15 protein-coding genes and 1 CRISPR repeat array are annotated in these 20,836 nt (G+C 48.3%); of the genes, 10 read left to right on the top strand and 5 right to left on the bottom strand.

The window, feature by feature from the left end; genetic code table 11:
• Positions 1-11: 11 nt before the first annotated feature.
• A complete protein-coding gene (locus tag NG833_RS09695) occupies positions 12-203 on the bottom strand; it encodes a hypothetical protein (protein ID WP_254565090.1) in 192 nt (63 codons plus the stop codon).
• Between the two features lie 30 nt (positions 204-233).
• Between NG833_RS09695 and NG833_RS09690 the strand changes: the two genes are divergently transcribed.
• Positions 234-755 (top strand): DinB family protein, encoded by a 522-nt coding sequence (locus NG833_RS09690; protein WP_254565089.1) that lies wholly within the window; start codon positions 234-236, stop codon positions 753-755.
• Positions 756-968: 213 nt separating this feature from the next.
• On the opposite strand, the gene NG833_RS09685 is transcribed toward NG833_RS09690, so the two are convergent.
• The gene (locus tag NG833_RS09685; RefSeq protein WP_254565088.1) at positions 969-1,343 is read right to left on the bottom strand and encodes a hypothetical protein; all 375 of its coding nucleotides are present in this window, start codon (positions 1,341-1,343) and stop codon (positions 969-971) included.
• Between the two features lie 28 nt (positions 1,344-1,371).
• Positions 1,372-2,867: a CRISPR direct-repeat array (repeat unit 37 nt; unit sequence GTTTCAATCCCTGAAAGGGATTAGGGGTCATTGAGAC).
• A 1,116-nt stretch (positions 2,868-3,983) separates the two neighbouring features.
• Between NG833_RS09685 and gltB the strand changes: the two genes are divergently transcribed.
• The 6 genes from gltB (at position 3,984) to NG833_RS09655 (ending at position 11,824) form a co-directional block, all read left to right on the top strand.
• A complete protein-coding gene (gene gltB / locus NG833_RS09680) occupies positions 3,984-8,573 on the top strand; it encodes a glutamate synthase large subunit (protein WP_254565087.1) in 4,590 nt (1,529 codons plus the stop codon).
• A gap of 85 nt (positions 8,574-8,658) precedes the next feature.
• Entirely contained in the window at positions 8,659-8,886 is a 228-nt protein-coding gene (locus tag NG833_RS09675; RefSeq protein WP_256555893.1) for a YgiT-type zinc finger protein, read from the top strand.
• A 96-nt stretch (positions 8,887-8,982) separates the two neighbouring features.
• Positions 8,983-9,210, top strand: coding sequence for a hypothetical protein (locus tag NG833_RS09670; protein WP_254565085.1), 228 nt, complete (start codon positions 8,983-8,985; stop codon positions 9,208-9,210).
• On the top strand, positions 9,200-9,619 hold the full coding sequence (locus NG833_RS09665; protein WP_254565084.1) for a putative toxin-antitoxin system toxin component, PIN family: 420 nt from the start codon (positions 9,200-9,202) through the stop codon (positions 9,617-9,619). Before NG833_RS09670 ends, NG833_RS09665 begins: the two co-directional genes overlap by 11 nt.
• A 296-nt stretch (positions 9,620-9,915) precedes the next feature.
• Positions 9,916-10,911 (top strand): hypothetical protein, encoded by a 996-nt coding sequence (locus tag NG833_RS09660; protein ID WP_254565083.1) that lies wholly within the window; start codon positions 9,916-9,918, stop codon positions 10,909-10,911.
• Positions 10,912-11,176: 265 nt separating this feature from the next.
• A complete protein-coding gene (locus tag NG833_RS09655) occupies positions 11,177-11,824 on the top strand; it encodes a Uma2 family endonuclease (RefSeq protein WP_254565082.1) in 648 nt (215 codons plus the stop codon).
• A gap of 90 nt (positions 11,825-11,914) precedes the next feature.
• Here the strand turns inward: NG833_RS09655 and NG833_RS09650 are convergent, their stop codons facing one another.
• Entirely contained in the window at positions 11,915-12,202 is a 288-nt protein-coding gene (locus NG833_RS09650; RefSeq protein ID WP_254565081.1) for a hypothetical protein, read from the bottom strand.
• Between the two features lie 57 nt (positions 12,203-12,259).
• On the opposite strand from NG833_RS09650, the gene NG833_RS09645 reads away from it, so the two are divergent.
• Positions 12,260-13,744, top strand: coding sequence for a glutamate synthase subunit beta (locus NG833_RS09645; RefSeq protein WP_254565080.1), 1,485 nt, complete (start codon positions 12,260-12,262; stop codon positions 13,742-13,744).
• Positions 13,745-14,169: 425 nt separating this feature from the next.
• Here NG833_RS09645 and NG833_RS09640 read toward each other — a convergent pair whose 3' ends face one another.
• Positions 14,170-14,370, bottom strand: coding sequence for a hypothetical protein (locus NG833_RS09640; RefSeq protein WP_254565079.1), 201 nt, complete (start codon positions 14,368-14,370; stop codon positions 14,170-14,172).
• Between the two features lie 355 nt (positions 14,371-14,725).
• Positions 14,726-15,346, bottom strand: coding sequence for a ubiquinone biosynthesis protein COQ4 (locus NG833_RS09635; RefSeq protein ID WP_254565078.1), 621 nt, complete (start codon positions 15,344-15,346; stop codon positions 14,726-14,728).
• A 256-nt stretch (positions 15,347-15,602) separates the two neighbouring features.
• On the opposite strand from NG833_RS09635, the gene NG833_RS09630 reads away from it, so the two are divergent.
• The gene (locus NG833_RS09630) at positions 15,603-17,507 is read left to right on the top strand and encodes a response regulator (protein WP_254565077.1); all 1,905 of its coding nucleotides are present in this window, start codon (positions 15,603-15,605) and stop codon (positions 17,505-17,507) included.
• Positions 17,504-20,314 carry a PAS domain S-box protein gene (locus NG833_RS09625; RefSeq protein WP_254565076.1) on the top strand — a complete coding sequence of 937 codons (2,811 nt, stop codon included), beginning with the start codon at positions 17,504-17,506 and terminating at the stop codon, positions 20,312-20,314. Before NG833_RS09630 ends, NG833_RS09625 begins: the two co-directional genes overlap by 4 nt.
• Positions 20,315-20,836 lie beyond the last annotated feature (522 nt).

Genomic DNA, 20,836 nt, shown 5'->3' with positions numbered 1-20,836 from the left:
CATTTAGTTTGTTACAACTGATTTAACATATAGCGTTTTCCACAGTTATTATCGTACATTTTTGGAGTGCGTTGGCGTAGCCAGTGCGTCAGCACTAACATCTTGCTCGTTTTCTTGAAATCAAGTTCATTTAGGATTGCTATAGCAGGGTCGGGGTTGAGATGCGATCGCCTCCTTCTAGCAGCAGTTTGGTCCAACTTCATCGGATAATCAAAATACCGTATTAAGCACCCATGATGATGCACAACAGGAACACCTATCAACTGATGGCTGAATATAATTGCTGGATGAACCAGAATATTTATCAAGTTTGCGAGTCAATTCCCGACGAACAACGCAAGCAAGATAGGGGAGCATTTTTCAAGTCAATTCACGGAACCTTGAACCATCTGCTCTATGGGGATAAAGTTTGGATGGGGCGATTTACCAATCAGCCCTTTTCTGGGACATCCCTCTCACAAGAATTGTATGCAGATTTTGCCGAATTGAGAGCCGAACGGGAACAGACAGACCAGCAAATTTTAGACTGGTCCAAGAGTCTGGACCCGGACTGGTTAAATCAACCGTTTGAATATGTCAGTCAGTCGGACCAGAAACAGCGCGTGATGCCTGCGTGGATTTTGGTGACGCATCTGTTCAACCATCAAACTCATCATCGAGGGCAGGTGACTACCCTGATTAAACAACTTGGGTATGAACCCGGGGTGACTGATATTCCTTGGATGCCCGGGGTGAGTGGGTTGGGTTCGGAATGATTCGCGAAGGTGCAATGCTAGGGCAATCTATTCATCGATCGCGTTTCAATCCCTGAAAGGGATGAGAGGTCATTGAGACTTAGAGCAATGGTACGCTAGTCTATGGAATATCGGCTTGACATCCTTAACTGTTTGGGGAGCCTATATTTTTTTATTTTATTCCAAAGTTTTCAGATTGCCAATCATCAACATAAAACGGTTTTAGCTTGAGAGTTATTCATCTTTAATCGAATCGGGATTTGCTCCCATGAATCCGACTTTTACTCCAGCCGATTTGAAGAGTTTCATAGCTTGCTCGTGCATATAAGCTAGAATAGCTAAAGCGAGGATGGGAACAAATGTACTTAAAACAATTAAAACAATCAAAGCCCCTGAAAGCTTAAGGCTTTTGGCTAAATTGTACAAAACATAGATTTGAAAAATACAAACTCCAATAAATGAAATCGAAGCAATTAGTTGTACCCAAGGATAAGAAGCTGATAGGAGCAAAAGCGCGTTTATGCCAATACCAGCTAAAATAGCCCAGGAAACCAGTCGGTAATATTTAGCGACTTTTCTAAGCTCTGAACGGGTAAACGATGAACTCATAAAATTTTGTTTTTTTAGAAATTTTGTTGTTTCAATCCCTGAAAGGGATTATGGGTTATTGAGACATAGATTGTCAAGTGATTAAGCGCCAATATCGTCAGTTTCAATCCCTGAAAGGGATTAGGGGTCATTGAGACTTGTTTCCCCAGGAAGTAATCGCCCGATTATTATGAAGGCAGTTTCAATCCCTGAAAGGGATTAGGGGTCATTGAGACTTTCACCCAGGCTTCGGCGATCGTCTTGGCGTTGTTTCAATCCCTGAAAGGGATTAGGGGTCATTGAGACTTCAAAGAGTTCCACCTCTGCCGCTGATAAGTTTTTGTTTCAATCCCTGAAAGGGATTAGGGGTCATTGAGACTCGTTTTCTCGGGGTTCCAAAACTTGAGTCTGCCCTTGTTTCAATCCCTGAAAGGGATTAGGGGTCATTGAGACCAATTTCAACCGCCACCTTCCCATCAACCATCGGGTTTTAATCCCTGAAAGGGATTAGGGGTCATTGAGACCACTTATGCTGCTGTGCTTGGCAGTACAATTGCGTTAATGTTTCAATCCCTGAAAGGGATTAGGGGTCATTGAGACCCAAACCGGGGTGAGGAATACCCTCCGGAACGGTTTCAATCCCTGAAAGGGATTAGGGGTCATTGAGACGCCAAAAAATGCAACACGAATACGTTTCTCAACTTGTTTCAATCCCTGAAAGGGATTAGGGGTCATTGAGACTGCATTAGGCATTCTCTAAAGGCTCATCAGTAGGTTTCAATCCCTGAAAGGGATTAGGGGTCATTGAGACAATCATCTGACCAGACCACCCCTAAATCACTCGCTTTGTTTCAATCCCTGAAAGGGATTAGGGGTCATTGAGACACTTAGGGATTTTCAACATCCTTATGAATCTATTCTTATGTTTCAATCCCTGAAAGGGATTAGGGGTCATTGAGACTGAGACGGCAATGTAGCGATTGAAAGTATATTACTACCTGTTTCAATCCCTGAAAGGGATTAGGGGTCATTGAGACCTAATGAATTTCAAGTTATTCCTCGGTGTTGCTTGTTTCAATCCCTGAAAGGGATTAGGGGTCATTGAGACTTGAATATCCTTTAAATCTTTTTCTTCCATTTCACTCAGTTTCAATCCCTGAAAGGGATTAGGGGTCATTGAGACTTGGTATTTTATCGGGGGTTGGGGAATCTTGCTCACGTTTCAATCCCTGAAAGGGATTAGGGGTCATTGAGACTAACCAGTGGAGACCTAGCCGGACAATTGTCCGGGTTTCAATCCCTGAAAGGGATTAGGGGTCATTGAGACAGTCTCGCAGTTTGTCGAATTCATCTCCGAAATTATGTTTCAATCCCTGAAAGGGATTAGGGGTCATTGAGACGGCCGCATCACTCGTTCAAACCATCGAGTTTCTAGGTTTCAATCCCTGAAAGGGATTAGGGGTCATTGAGACCCAAAAAAATGAACTACACTCCTCCGCCTGCGCCTGGTTTCAATCCCTGAAAGGGATTAGGGGTCATTGAGACCGCCGGTATTTGAAACCGTTGCTATATAAAGTTTTCAAGGTGCATTTGCGCGAACCTAGATTAAAAATACCATTACAGCCTGTGATTTGTAAATAGGTTAACTTCATTTTTCTCTCAAATCCTCTCCCCATATTGCTTTCAGCAGTTGCGCGAACTGGGTAGAACGGGAAAAAGACTCAATGCCTTATCTAGTCAGGATTTCAGTCTCAAATTTGGTCCCCTGGTTTTCTACAGCTTAGGACTCGCGCAAACGAGATAAAAATTAAGGTGGGGTCCCTCGGTTCTAAAGCCCCTGATGCATTCTATATAAATGGACTCACTGGAGCAAAAGGACTCCCTATTGTTAAGTTTAACAGAACCAGGTGGTCAGTCGGTTAAAACCGACTTTAGCTATGAGGGGGATTTGAAACCTAGCCCTGTCAAGGTGTATTTGTAGTAATTGAATGGTGAAACAACAAGTCGAACTCCTGGGATTTGAAACCTAGCCCTGTCAAGGTGTATTTGTAGGGGCGTATTGCATACGCCCTCTCATGGATGCAATACGCCCCTACAAGAAACAAGGATGAGGCGGGATTCCATTGACGGATCAAGAGGGCGCAAGCATTGCGCCCCTACAAGAAACTCCGGATGAGGCGGGATTCAATTTACTACCTTGACAGGGCTAGGGTTTGAACCCCCGCCGGTTTGCGCGATCGCCCTTAAACCCCCAAAAGCCCCTCATCCCCCACCCAAATCGCCCGTTGCCAACTGTTAAATTTTGTCAAAGAAACGCGAATTCCCCCTCAAACCCTGATTCCCTCGTGGGAAATGTCAAAAAACCATAGAAAACCGATCCGGCGCTTCAGAGTAGATCCGTTAGAATTTTCCTTAAGAACCGATACCGTAGCGTCTTTTTGACTAAAAATCATCAGACCTAAGTTAGAATCCCTAAACCCAAACTCACGGAACAGTTAACCATCCCACCCTCCCGTTGCTTCCCGTTCGGTCCCGTATCGCCAACGTACTTCCGACCCCTAAACGGTGAATCACAACTGGCCCCCAAGGCCCATCCTAAAGCGGCGAGTCTTTAATCTTGACCGCGCTTTCTGACCTGATTTTCCATCCTTAACGAGATTTATGAACCATCAAAAACTGCCACAAAAACAGGGACTCTATGACCCTCAGTTTGAACACGATGCCTGCGGTGTTGGCTTTATTGTTCATCAAAAAGGTCAAAAATCCCACTCCATCGTTGAACAGGCCCTGACCATTCTCCTCAATCTGGACCACCGGGGTGCTTGTGGTTGCGAAAATAATACGGGGGATGGTGCTGGAATCTTAATCCAAGTCCCGGATGCGTTTCTGAAAAAAGTTGCAGCAGCAGAAAACATCAAATTGCCAAATGCCGGTGAATATGGCGTGGGCAACATTTTTTGCTCTCAGGACCCTGCCATTCGCCAGCAAAGTAGGCAGCAGTTTGAAAAAATTGTCGCCGAGGAAGGGCAAAAGGTTCTGGGATGGCGGGATGTGCCCACGGATCACTCCTCTTTGGGGAATACGGCGAAATCCAGCGAACCCTTTATTTCCCAAGTGTTCATCCAACGCAGTGCCAATATTACCGATGATTTGGCCTTCGATCGCAAGCTGTATGTTATCCGCAAACGGGCGGAACGGGAAATCCATATCAGTCAACTGGACTCGTTCTGGTATGTTTGTAGTCTCTCCTGCCGCACCCTGGTTTATAAGGGGATGTTAATGCCGGTACAGGTGGGCGACTATTTCCCTGAGCTCCATGATGAGACAATGGAGAGTGCTTTGGCCCTGGTGCATTCCCGCTTCAGTACCAACACTTTCCCCAGTTGGGAACGGTCCCACCCCTATCGCTACATTGCCCATAATGGGGAAATCAATACTTTGCGGGGCAATATCAACTGGATGCACGCCCGGGAGTCCCTGTTTGAGTCGGAACTGTTTGGCGAGGACCTGAAAAAGCTGCATCCGGTGATTGACTTAGAAGGCAGCGATTCGGCCATTTTTGATAATGCCTTGGAAATGCTGTTCCTGTCTGGGCGGTCCTTGCCTCATGCGGTGATGATGATGATTCCCGAACCCTGGACCGCCCATGAGTCCATGAGTCCGGAGAAAAAGGCGTTCTACAAGTACCATTCTTGCTTAATGGAACCCTGGGATGGTCCGGCCTCGATCGCCTTTACCGATGGCACGATGATGGGGGCAGTCCTCGATCGCAATGGGTTACGTCCCTCTCGCTATTACGTCACTAAGGATGATTTAGTGATTATGGCCTCGGAAGCTGGGGTGTTACCGATTGAACCGGAACGAGTGGCCTATAAAGGTCGCCTGCAACCGGGTCGGATGTTCCTGGTTGATATGAAACAGGGTCGGATTATTTCCGATGAAGAAATCAAAACCCAAATTGTCAATGAACATCCCTATCAACAGTGGATTGATGAGAATTTGGTCGCCCTTTCTCAACTGAAAGAGGCTCCTGAATGGGGAAAAATTGACCCGGTGCTGTTGATTCAACGACAAATGGCGTTCGGGTACACCTTTGAGGAATTGCGCCTGTTGATGACGCCAATGGCGACCAATGGGGTGGAGGCGATCGGGTCGATGGGAACGGATACGCCGTTGGCGGTGTTAAGCGATCGCCCGAAATTGCTGTATGACTATTTCCAACAACTGTTTGCCCAAGTGACAAATCCCCCGATTGACTCAATTCGGGAGGAAATTGTCACCTCGGCAGAAACCACCATTGGGGCGGAACGAAATCTCCTCAAACCCACGCCGAAAAGCTGCAATTTAATTGAGTTAAAAACTCCAGTTCTCACTGATAAAGACTTGGCAAAACTCAAGGCAGTCAATGAAGGGGAGTTTAAATCCACAACCATTCCGATGTTATTTGACCCGACTACCGGGGTGAAGGGATTGGAAGCGGCCCTGGAAGCAATTTTTGCCCAGGCAACGGAGGCGATCGCCTCGGGTACCACTATCCTCATCCTCAGCGATCGCGGCACGAACAAGGACAAGGCAGCAATTCCGGCATTATTAGCAGTTGCCGGACTGCATCACCATCTGATTCGCGAAGGCACTCGCACTCAGGTGGGGTTAGTTTTGGAATCTGGCGAACCTCGGGAAGTCCATCACTTCGCCGCCTTGATTGGGTATGGTTGTGGGGCGATTAATCCCTATCTCGCCTTTGAAACCATTGATGACATGATTCGCGAGAAATTACTCGTGAATGTGGAGTATAAAACCGCTGTCAAGAATTACATCAAAGCGGTGACCAAAGGGGTGGTGAAAATTGCCTCTAAGATTGGAATTTCGACGATTCAAAGCTATCGCGGTGCCCAGATTTTCGAGGCGATCGGGTTGAATCAGTCGGTGATTAGTCGGTACTTTACCTGGACTGCTTCCCGGATTGAAGGGGTGGATTTAGAGGAGATCGCCAATGAAACCATCATGCGTCATTCTCACGCCTTCCCCGATCGCGATGCCAATGGTCATACTTTAGATGTTGGTGGCGAATACCAATGGCGCAAAGATGGAGAAGCTCACTTATTGAGTCCGGAAATCATTCACGCCTTGCAACAAGCAACTCGTGAGGGCAATTACGAACTCTATAAGAAGTATGCGGCGAAAGTGAATGAACAAAATCAGAAGTTCTTCACCTTGCGCGGATTGCTGAAGTTTAAGGCACAGGAATCGATTCCCTTAGAAGAAGTAGAACCGATTGAGAGCATCATGAAACGGTTTAAAACCGGCGCGATGAGCTATGGTTCGATTTCCAAAGAGGCGCACGAATCCTTGGCGATCGCCATGAACCGAGTCGGTGGCAAATCCAACACCGGCGAAGGTGGCGAGGACCCGGACCGTTATACTTGGACTAACGAACAGGGCGACTCCAAAAATAGTGCCATCAAGCAGGTTGCTTCCGGACGGTTTGGCGTTACCAGCTTATACCTGTCTCAGGCGAAGGAACTTCAAATCAAAATGGCCCAAGGTGCTAAACCCGGGGAAGGGGGACAATTACCCGGACTGAAAGTCTATCCCTGGATTGCCAAAGTGCGCCACTCCACCCCAGGAGTCGGGTTGATTTCGCCCCCGCCTCACCATGATATCTACTCCATCGAAGACTTGGCGGAGTTGATTCATGACCTCAAAAATGCTAACCGCAACGCCCGAGTTAACGTCAAGTTAGTCTCGGAAGTCGGTGTGGGAACCATCGCTGCTGGAGTTGCCAAAGCACACGCGGATGTGGTGCTCGTCTCTGGATTTGATGGCGGTACAGGTGCATCCCCCCAAACCTCGATTAAACACGCCGGTTTACCCTGGGAGTTAGGGTTAGCGGAAACCCATCAAACCCTGGTTTTAAACAATCTGCGGAGTCGGATTGTGGTGGAAACTGATGGACAGATGAAGACAGGACGAGACGTGGCGATCGCTGCCTTACTCGGTGCCGAAGAATACGGATTTTCCACCGCACCTTTGGTCACCTTGGGCTGTATTATGATGCGTGTCTGCCATAAAAACACCTGTCCCGTGGGGATTGCTACCCAAAATCCCGAACTGCGGGCCAAATTCATGGGAGACCCAGAATATGCGGCCAACTTCATGAAATTCATCGCCCAAGAACTTCGGGAAATCATGGCCCAGCTTGGGTTCCGGACCCTGAATGAAATGGTGGGACGGACTGACTTACTGGAACCGAAGAAGGCAGTGGACCACTGGAAAGCGAAAGGAATTGACCTTTCTAACATTCTGTATCAACCGGAAGTGGGTCCGGAAGTCGGTCGGTATTGCCAGATGGCACAGGACCACGGATTAGAGAAATCCTTGGATATGACCGTGTTGCTGGATCTGTGCAAAGGTGCGATCGAAAACGGCGAAAAAGTCAAAGCAACCCTGCCGATTACCAATATCAACCGAGTCGTCGGCACCATTCTCGGCAACGAAATCACCAAGAAACATTGGGATGGATTGCCAGACGGCACGATTCACCTGCATTTCCAAGGAAGTGCTGGACAAAGTTTTGGGGCCTTTGTACCCAAAGGAGTCACCCTAGAACTGGAAGGCGACGGCAACGACTACATCGGCAAAGGACTCAGCGGCGGTAAAATTATCGTTTATCCGTCCAAGAAATCGACCCTCGTCCCCCATGAGAACATCATCGCGGGTAACGTCGCCCTCTATGGTGCAACCAGTGGGGAACTTTATCTGTCGGGGATTGCCGGGGAACGGTTCGCCGTCCGCAACTCCGGGGTTCATGCTGTTGTCGAAGGCGTCGGGGACCACGGATGTGAGTATATGACCGGCGGTAAAGTCGTCGTGATTGGACCTGCCGGACGGAACTTTGCAGCAGGGATGAGTGGCGGAGTTGCCTACATCCTGGATGAATCGGGAGATTTCGCCACCCGGTGTAATACGCAGATGGCGGATATGGAGAAGTTGGAAGAACCGAGTGAAATTGCGATCGTCCGGGAGATGATCCAGAAACACGCGGATTATACCAACAGTCCGAAAGCGGCAGCAGTGTTGGCAAACTGGGAGGAAATGCTACCTAAGTTTGTCAAAGTAATGCCACGGGATTACAAGCGGGTGTTGCAAGCGTTGGAAAGTGCATTAGCGTCCGGTTTAAGCGGCGATGATGCCTTGGATGCAGCGTTTGAACAGAATGCCCGAGATGTGGCCCGGATTGGGGGTAGTTAGGAGATAATAGGAGGGTGGGCAGTTGCCCACCCTCTTTTGATTTGTGGAGGGATGAACCACTGATTACACAGATTTTCACGGAGAGATGAATTGCGGGATTTTATCGATGATAGAAAAAAGGGTGACTTACACTTTAGAGGTGAATGGCAAATTTTTTATGATTAAAAATGTCCCCGCCCGAGTTTGTGAAGAAACGGGGGAATCGTTGTTTTCTCCTGAGACAGTAGAGCGAATTCAGCAAATGATTGGGGGACCAGAAAAACCTAAGCGAGTGATAGAAACTCCGGTTTCTGAGTTTAGTACGAGTTTATAGACTCCAGTCTCTGCCGCTCAACTTACCGAAGTTCTCAATAAATTGCATCTTGATTTAAACGCTAGTACATCAGTAGAAATCAAACAAAAACTTGCAATGGAAACTAAAACAATTACCATTCGCGTTAATGCCGAAGCTGCCCGAATCTTTGAAAATGCCTCCGAAGAACAGCAACGGAAGTTAGAGGTATTGCTGAGTTTAAAGTTAACTGAAGCAACTCGCTCAAAACAAAGTTTAGAAGAACTGATGAGCGAGATTAGCAGCAAAGCCCAAGAAAGAGGGTTGACTCCGGAAATATTGGACTCTATTTTAAATGATGAGTAATATTCGCTATGTCTTTGATACTAATGTCATTGTCAGCGCTTTGTTGTTTGAAAGAGGAAAACCCTCTCAATCTTTGAGATATGCTCTACAGCATGGAGAAATTCTATTGTCTGTGGAGCTATTAGAAGAATTGACTCAAGTTTTGGGGCGGAAAAAATTTAATCGATATCTTACCCCGGAAGAACGAGAAGCGTTTTTAGATAAACTGATTGAATGTTCGAGGTTAGTGGAAAATGTTCAAACTGTTGAAGTGTGTCGCGATCCAAAAGATAACCATATTTTAGAACTTGCTTTGAGTGGAGAAGCTGAATATATCATTAGTGGCGATCGCGATTTATTAGTTTTAAACCCTTTTGAGGATATAAAAATACTGACACCGGAAGAGTTTTTACAAACGATTGAAAACTAACCCTCTCGTTAACCTGATCGATTTTATTGGGGGAAGAACTGTGGCGGTTTTATGGTACAAAAATCATGGGTCATTGTAGCAGCGTTCCTGATTCAACATCCCTAGCATACCCTCTGCATTAGAGGCTCCGTCTCCTCTTTTCATCCAGAATTTTATTCAATAAAAAACAGATTATCGGTCAAAAACGGTAACAATATACAGTAAAATAAATAAGGCTTTACATTCAAGCTGGAGAGGAGAGGAGAGGACAATGCTATTTTCCTCCGGTGAGAATATTAATCATGGAAATTCTTTAAATGAGCAAAAATATCCGGCTGTTTTCTAACTATATCCAACGGGAAAACCAGACGACGAACTACTGCTTGCTGATTCTTAAGTTGCTTTACGAAGAAAATCCTAAATTTTTATCCGAAGTCTTGAGCACCTTATTGGGTGAACGCTTATCGGGAGCAGTTGGGGTCAAGTTTAGCCAACAAAACCGAGGTAAAAAAAGTGTCCCCGATGGCACAATCAGTCAAGAGGCTTTCTCAATTGTTATCGAAACTAAACGGGATAATCGGTTTAATTTAGAGCAATTGAGCCGCCATCTTGAGCCGATGAAAGAACAGGCGGGAATTAAGGTGTTGATGGCTTTGGGTAACTTTGAATGGGAAGAACCCAACCCGGAAGCGTTTCAGGATATCGATCGCCTTGCAGAGGAAATGGGGGTGGCATTTGCACCCGTTAGTTTTGAGCAGTTCCTGCAAGCGTTGAAACTCAGCTATTTACCGAAAAATCTGGTGGATGCGATCGCAGATTTGGAAGAATACATGAATGAAGAAAATTTACTCCCCTCTTGGAAATACCATCTGGATGTCGTAAATTGTCGAGTCTCCTTCGATGATGTCGTCCAACATCAAATTTACGTTTGTCCCGCCACTGACGGGAGTTACAATCATCGCCGCAGTCTTTACTTTGGGATGTACCGCAACAAGGGAGTTGAGCAAATTGCCAAGATTGAGGCGGTTGTGGATTTAGAGTCTGAAGAGACTTTTTCGATTAAATGGAAAAACATCGATAAATCTGACTTGGAGTTAGTGGAAATGGCAAGAAGTCGTCGCAGTCAAATCGATAACTCCTGGTATCCGGCACGAGTGTTTATTTTGGCAGATTTACATCCCACGGATTTTGTGAAAGCAAGTCCCGGGGGGATGCAAAGTAGTAAACAATACTTTGATATTAGTCACTTAAATGTCATTGATGCGGCGGATTTAGCTCGTAAATTGATGGGGAAAACTTGGGAGAATTATTGATTATTTGATACAATTGATGTGCTGCTGTTAGGATGGGGAGTGGTTTATTAGGAGGCAGAGCCTCCAATTTGGCATTCCCACCGCAGAGCCTGGGAACGAGTAAAATGAGTACATTAGAGGCGGCATGGACGACAGGCGATCGCCTTTTTAAGGTTGTGGGGCGATCGGCCACTTCTCAAGATAAACTGAGGGGCCGAGGTTAAGCTAAAATAACGATTTAAGACCACAACCTAAGTTAAAATGATCCATTCTATTGGAGGGAACTATGCAAGTTCAACTTAAACAAATCCGAGTCTCACCGGGTGGACAACTCCTGATGACTGATGTTAGTTGGCCGATGTATGAACAACTGTTAGAGGAATATGCTGAAAGCCCGGATGTGCGGATTAATTATAGTCAGGGGGTTTTAGAAGTTATGGTGCCATTGCCGGAACATGAGGCCAATAAAGTAATGATTGGCGATTTAGTTAAAATTTTGATGGAGGAACAAGATTTAGATTTTTGGAGTTTAGGATCTACGACATTTAAAAATGCGGGGATGCAACAAGGGGTAGAAGCCGATGACTGTTTCTATATTGAAAATGAGGCAGCTATTCGGGGTAAAAAGCGGATTGATTTAACGGTAGATCCGCCGCCGGATTTAGCGATTGAAATTGATATAACGGCTCGATCGCGGTTTAATAATTATCAAGCATTAGGGGTAAAGGAACTCTGGCGGTTTGACGGGACGAGGTTGGAAATTAATGTGTTGCAAGGGGGGCAATATGTCCAGGTGAATGAAAGTCCTCATTTCCCTGGTTTGCCTTTGAATGAGGTGATTCCTCAGTATTTAGAGCAAAGTAAAGTTGAAGGGAGAAATAAAGCAATCAAGGCGTTTCGCGCTTGGGTAAGGGAGAGGATTGAGGCAAGCTAGGGCAGGAGAAATCGGTTATACTAAGAGTGTTAATTGGGGAGGCTCTGGGTTAGATAGAGTTCAATTGCGATCGCCCCCCTGCCTCAAAGCTCAGAATTTGGCGATAAACCCAATCCATCTGCCCCTCAACCCAGTTGGATGATGCCCTCGGGAGGGGGAAAATGTTGGAAAATGATAACATTTGGAATCCGGGGAGAGTTGCCGGGGGGAGGGGTAGAGAATCCGCTTGGGATGAGGATTGGCTGGATTTTTTCCCAGGGAATCTATAGGGCCTTGCTTAACAATTCGATATTCACTTTCAATGAAGGCAATGATAAAATACGGCAAATCTGTAGAATCAAACGGCTTGTCAGCGATCGCTTGTACAGTTTTGACCATCTGCATGATCCCGCCATTTAACTGCAACCACCGTATCTTGAACAGAGGACACTAAGAATGGGAAAACCCACTGGCTTTATTGAATTCCTGCGCGAATTACCGTCTGAACTAAATCCCCTCGATCGCATTGGTAACTGGGACGAGTTCCACCTACACATGGAGGAGGACAAGCTACGCACCCAGGCGGCGCGTTGTATGGATTGTGGTACTCCGTTTTGTCATACCGGCACTTTGATCGGTGGGATGGCAAGCGGTTGTCCGGTGAATAACCTGATCCCAGAATGGAATGACCTGGTGTATCGGGGTTTGTGGCATGAAGCGCTCGATCGCCTCCACAAAACGAACAATTTCCCAGAATTCACGGGTCGAGTCTGTCCCGCCCCTTGTGAAGGGTCCTGCGTCCTAGGGATTACTAACCCTGCGGTGACGATTAAAAATATTGAAAATACCATCGCCGATAAAGGATGGGATGAGGGATGGATTACCCCAGAACTCCCGGAAAAACGCACGGGTAAAACAGTTGCGGTGATCGGTTCCGGTCCTGCGGGATTAGCGGCAGCAGCACAGTTGAACCGGGTGGGACATCAGGTTACTGTGTATGAAAGGGCCGATCGCCCCGGTGGATTGCTGATGTATGGCATTCCTAACATGAAGCTGGATAAGGAACAAGTGGTATTACGCCGGATTAAACTCCTGGAAGATGAAGGGGTGAAATTTGTCTGTAATACAGAAGTCGGCAAAGATATCACGGCGCAACAACTGATGCAGGAGCATGATGCGGTGATTCTCTGTACTGGCGCAACCAAACCCCGGGATTTACCCATTGAAGGGCGCGATTTACAGGGAATTTACTTCGCGATGGACTTCCTCACCGGGAATACCAAAGCGGTTTTAGACCGACACAAAAACGGCAGCTTTATTTCTGCTGAAGGCAAAGATGTGGTGATTATCGGGGGTGGGGATACCGGAACCGACTGTGTGGGAACCTCTGTGCGTCATGGATGCAACAGTGTGGTGCAGTTGGAAATTCTGCCGAAACCCCCAGAAACTCGGGCATCTAACAATCCTTGGCCCGAATGGCCGAAGGTGTATAAGTTAGATTATGGTCAGGAAGAGGCGGCGGCGAAATTTGGGGCTGACCCTCGGGTTTATACCACGACTGCCACGAAGTTTGAGGGCGATGATAAAGGCCGGGTGAAAGCTGTGCATACAGTGGTGGTAGAATGGCTCAAGGATGAACAAGGTCGCTATACACCGAAGCCGGTTCCGGGTACGCAGAAGGTGGTTCCGACTCAGTTGGTGCTGTTGGCGATGGGATTTTTGGGTCCCGAACAGCCGTTATTAGATTCCTTGGGATTGGAACGGGATGGCCGCAGCAATGTGAAAGCGGAGCATGAAAACTATACAACCAGTCTTCCCGGGGTGTTTGCGGCAGGAGATTGTCGTCGGGGTCAGAGTCTGGTGGTTTGGGCGATTAATGAAGGTCGTGGGGTGGCGCGGGAGTGCGATCGCTACCTGATGGGAAATACGGATTTACCGTAAATCCGGAAAACCTAGCCCTGTCAAGGTTTATTTGTAGGGGCGCTTCGGGAAGCGCCTCTACATGAAATCACGATTCGGGGTGATTAATTTTATTACCGGGACAGGCGCTTCTCGAAGCGCGGCTACATTTCATTACTGTTTGGGGTGATTAATTTTATCACCTAGACAGGCGCTTCTCGAAGCGCGGCTACATTTCATTACTGTTTGGGGTGATTAATTTTATTGCCTGGATAGGCGCTTCTCGAAGCGCGGCTACATTAGATAACTCTTTGGGGTGATTAAATTGATTACCTTGACGGTGCTAGTCCGGAAAACCCTTGTGCCGCCGAAGGGAACTGCGATCGCAAGTTCAGCATCGGCGGCATCCCCACCGGGATATTGGGGGGAGAATTGAGTGCAGTCACCTCTACTCTACTAAATTTGCCTTAGTAACTATCCTCACCGGGCACTTCGTCCTCGGTTTCAACAGCTTTAGTTCCGGCGAGGTCCAACGAGGCATCGTGAATCGCTTGCCATAAAGGCATTAACTCAGTCCCGCTGAGGTCGCTACTTTTATACTCCTTGACGGCCTCTTCTACTTCCTTTTGAGTATGCAGATGGGGCACGGTTTGGTTATCAGATGACATAAAACAACCTCTACTGATCAAACGAACGACATGGGATTGAGGGATGGGTTGTGAATCAATGGGTAATTCTTCACGACTCATCGGCAATCCGGTTTTTAGGAAAGGTGCATAGGCATGAACGCCTAAAACCTCTAAATCCTAGTCCGCCATTCCAACTGGAATATCCCTCTATTATCGGGATAAATTTAGGGGGGAATGGGGACTCGCTGATTTGACTTTATTGTAATCAAATTTTCTAAAAAAAAGGATTAATTGTTACATTTTTTCGCAATGCGAGATAAAAAATCCAGAAAAATTTAAGAATTAGAAACGCCATACGTTAACCTTTAATGCTGCGATCGCCAAGGTGTTCTCGTTAACTCTGCTCAACAGTTGCCGGTAATCCTAAGCGCTGTCGCACCTGGGCGACTGGTTCGTGCCAATGGTCTTCAAACCGATAACCGAGTAAAAAATCAGCCTGTTTTCCCAGTTCTTGTCCTTTAGCTAGATTAGCCCCGATCGCCCCGCGCTGTCGAGGTGCTAACAGCGGATAGAAAATTTTAGCGAACGTGAGACTCACCTTCAGGGAGGGACTATAATTTTGCGCCGCAGCAAAGGCTAAAACGCCTATTTCTCCGGCATAACTGGTATCAAAGCCCAGCAAACAGTGGAAAATATCGTGAGTTACCGCATAACGGAGGGCGAAAACATTGCGTTGGGCGATCGCATCGAATTCGGGGCTGACATTAAAGGGTTTGAGGCAATTTTTTGTGAGATGTTCGGCATATTCGCGTCCGAAAGTACCGGGGGGATATTGTAACAAGTGTTCGACATTAATCTCGGGATAGTATCCCGTGACCGCTGCCAGTTTGGGGGCCAAATTCGGATTAGCTTGGGCACCCAAAGCATCAGCCTTTAACAGAGCAAAATCCCCTAATTTCCCGGAATTCTGGTAAAGTTGAAAGGCGCGATAAAGCTGTTTAACTTGAATGCCCATAGCGGGAAAACAGAGAGATAGACTACCGCCATTCTAATTCAGATCGGCTTGGACCTGCAAGCCCCGTTTACCCGGCGATCGGCCTAGAAAAATCCTTCGGAAATTATACTTTTTGTAAACAGGAGCAAAAGCGCGGTCATCCCTGGAGTAAAATTGAGCTAAAACAAAAAACTTGCCCTATACCCAGACCATTTGTATGAGGAGACGGTGAGATCGGAACCCCATGACATAGCCACTAATACAAATCTTTAGAATCATGAAAATTATTCTAGTTGAAGATGACGAACCGGCCAGTGCCGCGCTTTCCGTTGCCTTAAGAAAGCAAAACTATAGCGTAGAAGCCGCCGCCGATGGGGAAACAGCCCTAGAACTCGCAACCATGTTGGAATGCGACCTGATTTTACTCGACTTAGTAATTCCTAAACTCGATGGTATCAGCTTGTGTCGGAAACTGCGGGAACAAGGGTATCAAAAACCCATCCTGCTGCTGACGGCGAAAGACTCTCCCCAGGATATTGTCACCGGGTTGGATGCGGGGGCGGATGATTATGTGGTCAAACCCTATAATCTCTCCGAACTGATGGCGCGGATTCGGGCCTTGCTACGACGGGGGACAACCCCAGTGACCGAGACCCTAACTTGGTTAGACTTGTGCTTAAACCCCGTCTCTGGGGAAGTCACCTGGAATGGGCAACCCTTGGGGGTGACCGCCACAGAATATAAGCTTTTGGAACTGTTTTTGCGAAATCCGCAACGGGTCTTTAGTCGCAGCGCCATTATCGATCGCCTTTGGTCCTTTGATGATTCCCCCACCGAAAATGCCGTAACCGTTCATATTAAAGACCTGCGGCAGAAATTCAAAGCCATTGGCATTGACAACGACCCCATTGAAACCGTGTATGGACTCGGGTATCGACTCAAACCCGCCACGGAACCCAATCCCGAGACCCCCGAAACCGAAACTGCCCCCGGGTCCAAGACTCCCACCCCGGGCAAAAAATTACAAGCGATCGCCTCCATTGCCCAGATTCTGGAAAAATATCGACCCCGGTTAAACCAACAAATTGCCCTCTTACGGCAAACCTACAACGCCCTCGCTGCGGGGAAACTCACCGACGAACTTCAGGAACGAGCCATCCAGGACGCCCATAAACTGGCCGGGTCATTGGGTCCTTTTGGCTATTTAGAAGGCTCCAACTTGGCTCGGAAAATTGAATACCTGCTGATGTCACAAACTCCCCTAGGGACTGCCGAAACCCAGCAGTTGGAGCAACTAACCCAAGCGTTAAGCGAAGAACTGACCAAACCCCCCACCGAGATCAGCCTCGAAATCCCCTCCCCAGCCAAAGTGCGGACCCTGCTAGTCGTTGACTCCGACCCGGCGATCGCCAGTGTCCTCAACGCCCAAGCGGCCAACCTGGGAATGGGGGTCGAAAGCGCCCTCACCGTCAGCGCAGCGCGAAACGCGATCGCCCAGACAACCCCGGACCTGATCCTCCTGGATATCGCCTGTCCCGAAACCCGCACCTCTCCCGGGGAAAAAGCCGGACTGCGATGGTTGCAGGAAGTCGCCCACCAATTTCCCACCCTGCCGATACTCGTCTTTACCGCCCTGGATAACCTCGCCGATCGCGTCGCCGTTTCCCGGTGTGGGGGACGAGGATTTTTGCTCAAACCCGCCGACAGCGACCAAATTTTTAAAGCGATCGCCCAAGTCCTCCCCCCCAAAGCCACCCCAGAAGCCAAAGTCCTGATCGTCGATGACGACCCTGCCGCCCTCGCCGTCATGAAAGAACTCCTGCAACCCTGGGGACTCGAAGTCACCACCCTCGACAATCCTGAAAAATTTTGGGAGATTTTGACCGCAGTCGCCCCGGACCTACTGATTTTGGATCTAGAAATGCCAAAATTTAATGGCATAGACCTCTGTCAAGTGGTGCGCCAAGACCCCAACTGGGGGGACCTGCCCATTTTAGTCGTCACCGCTCATACCGATGCTCAATCCCTGCGCCAAGTATTCGCCGTAGGGGCCGATGATTTTATTGGCAAACCCATTGTCGGGCCCGAATTAGTCACCCGCATTACCAGTCGGATCGAACGCGATCGCTTTCGTCAACAACTGGAAGCCCTCAAACACAAAACAAAGGAAAACCAGCCATGAACGGCATTTCCGACTGGGATAAAAGCCAAGCACAACTGATTGCCGAACTCGAAGAACTGCGCCGGGAAGTCGATCGCCTGGGCGGGAAGACCCTCGCACCCCAGGCATCCCCGGCCTCAACCCCTTTATTGGCGGATGAAAATCGGGTTCGCAACATCCTCCATCTGGCCCCCCTGCCTCTGATGATCCATAGCCAAGATGGGGAAGTCATCCAAATCAACCAAGCCTGGAGCGATCTCACCGGATACCATCATCGCGACATTCCCACCCTCGTCGATTGGACGCTCCAGGCTCATCCTGACTGCTACCAAACCGTTCAAGCCTGCATTGCCCAACTCTACGATTTGCAGGAACGCATCTGTAACGCCGAATACACCATCAGGACTAAAACTGGACAAACCCGGACCTGGGAGTTTACCTGTGCCTCCCTGGGAACCCTCGCCGATGGGCGACGAGTGGCGATTAGTATGGCGACGGATATCACCGATCGCAAACAAACCGAAACCCTGCTGCAACAAACCAATCTGGAACTGGAAACCCGGGTCGCCGAACGGACCGCCCAACTGAGCGCCCTCACCGATCGCCTACAACAGGAACTCACCGAACGTCAGCAAACCGAGCAACTCCTGCAACAACAAGCCCAGTTATTAGAGTTAGCTCACGATACCATCCTCACCCGAGACCTCAACGGTCGGATCACCTTCTGGAACCGGGGTGCGGAACGAATGTATGGCATTTCCAAATCCGAGGCGATCGGGCAAATTTCTCACCAACTCCTCGCCTCCCAATTTCCCCAACCCCTTGCTGAAATCGAAGCCGAACTCCTGGGTGTGGGATACTGGGAAGGAGAAATTACCCATACCCCACCCCAGGGCACCCCATTAGTCGTGGCTTCGCGCTGGGTCTTGCAGTACGATGAATTTCACAAGCCCCTGCAAGTGCTGGAAATAAACAACAATATTACCCGTCGCCAACAAGCTGAAGCCGACCTGCGCGAAAGTGAGTCTCGGTTCCGTCAGTTGGCGGAAAATATTCGAGATGTCTTCTGGTGTGTGGATCTCAACAGCAAACAAGTGCTCTACATTAGTGCGGCTTATGAAAAAATCTGGGGTCGCCGTTGTGAAACCCTGTATCACAACCCGGACGACTGGCTGGATGCCATTCATCCCGAAGACCGTCCCCGAGTGGAACAGGGGATGAGTCAAAAATATTTAAACGGGGAGTATAACCAAGAATATCGGATCTTGCTCCCCGATGGTTCCCTGCGCTGGATTCATTCTCGCGCTTTTCCCATTCGGGATCGGGCGGGAAAATTAGTCAGAGTGGCGGGATTGTCAATGGATATCACCGATCGCAAAACCGCAGAACGCGCCCTGCAAGCCTCTCAAGCGCGATTAGCGGGGTTGGTCGAAATTGCCCGAGATGGGATCATTTCCGTGGATGGCAACCAACGGATTACCCTGTTTAATCAAGGTGCAGAACGCATTTTTGGCTATGGTGTTCTTGAGGTTTTGGGTCAACCCTTGGACTTGCTGATGCCGAGTCGCTTTGTCAGCAATCACCGTCTGCGGGTCGAGAATTTTGGCGAAACCTCGGGTCGCGCACAATCGATGGGAACCTGTACTGAAATTACCGCCCTTCGTGCCGATGGGACGGAGTTTCCAGCAGAAGCGTCGATTTCTAAGTTGGAGATTGATGGAGAGCAAATTTTTACGGCAATTTTGCGCGATATTAGCGATCGCAAGCGCACCGAAGCGGCTTTATCTCAACTGGCGGCGATCGTCGAGGATTCGGAGGATGCGATTTTTAGCAAAACCCTGAATGGGACGGTGGTGAGTTGGAATGCCAGCGCTCAACGGTTATTTGGTTACTCTGCTGCCGAGGCGATCGGGCAGTGGATTTTGACCCTGATTGTACCGAGCGATCGCCACGGCGAGGAAACCATGCTGCTGGAGAAAGTTGCCAAGGGTGAATCGGTCCAACAGTATGAAACTGTGCGGATGCGAAAGGATCATACCTCGATTGATGTATCCTTGACAATCTCTCCCGTGAAAGATGGTCAGGGGACGATTATCGGGACCTCCACCATCGCCCGGGACATTAGCGATCGCCGTCAAATTGAGCGAATGAAAAATGAATTTATCTCGATTGTTTCTCACGAAATCCGCACGCCTCTAACGTCGATTCGCGGGGCGATCGGCCTGCTTGCCAGTGGGATGTACCAAAATAAGCCCGATCGCGTGCAGCGAATGTTAGAAATTGCCCTCACCGACAGCGATCGCTTGGTGCGTCTGGTGAATGATATTTTGGATTTAGAGCGTCTGGAGTCCGGTCGTCTGGAATTAGTCAAGGAACGCTGTGATGCGGCCCATGCGATCGCCCAAGCGGTAGAAGGGGTTCAGGCGATCGCTGACAAAGAAGGCGTCCGCTTCTCCTTACCCTCCGGGACCGCCACCGTCTGGGCCTCTCCCGATGCCCTTCAGCAGGTTTTGACCAATTTGCTCAGTAATGCCATTAAATTTTCTCCCGAGCAAAGTATCATTACCCTGACGGTTCAACCCCAATGGCAAGGGGTTCTATTCGCCGTCCGAGATTCCGGTCGAGGCATTCCACCGGATAAAGTCGAGATGATTTTTAACCCCTTCCAACAGGTAGATGCCTCCGACTCCCGGCAAAAAGGGGGAACCGGCTTAGGGTTGACTATTTGTCAGCGCATCGTCCATCAACATGGAGGCCGCATCTGGGTGGAAAGTATCCTCGGTGAAGGCAGTACCTTTTACTTTACCCTCCCCGATCCTCCCAGTTGATATCGGCGATCGGGGCTGATTTATTTTTAAGGAAATCAGGTTTCTTTATTCTTTCTTCACGTTAATCGGTTAATCTTAAAATGAACAAGGAATGATCGGGTTGATTGCATACTCTTTAAGCCCTTAAACCTTGGGCATGAAACACGGCTCCTAAACTCTCATGCTCTCTCCAGGAAAACTCCTGGAAAACGATTAGTTTGAGTTCAAAGATACTCACCTCGGACAAAATATGGCCCAGTTTGGAACCCTTAAACATGGACTTAGGTGAGGACTGGGGGAAATTGCTGAGAACTGGAGTTTTTTGACAAATTTTCTACGTTTTTTGAGCGGATTGTCAGTATCAGGTCTCTTGGAGCAACTGCGGACCCAGAGGCTATCACTTCACACTCGTTCCCGTTATTGATAAATTCCCCTTAACGGTTTGATTTAAAAGGGTTATATTAAGTGGCTCAATCCGTGATGAATCTAGGGGGAAGCGATCGCCTCTTTCCTGTCATGAATCGGGGTTTTGTCTTCAAATGA

Source organism: Oscillatoria sp. HE19RPO, from assembly GCF_024220515.1.
Taxonomy (GTDB): Bacteria; Cyanobacteriota; Cyanobacteriia; order Cyanobacteriales; family Laspinemataceae; genus Laspinema.
The sequence above is the reverse complement of the archived record's forward strand: the minus strand, read 5'-3'. Positions and strand labels throughout refer to the sequence as shown.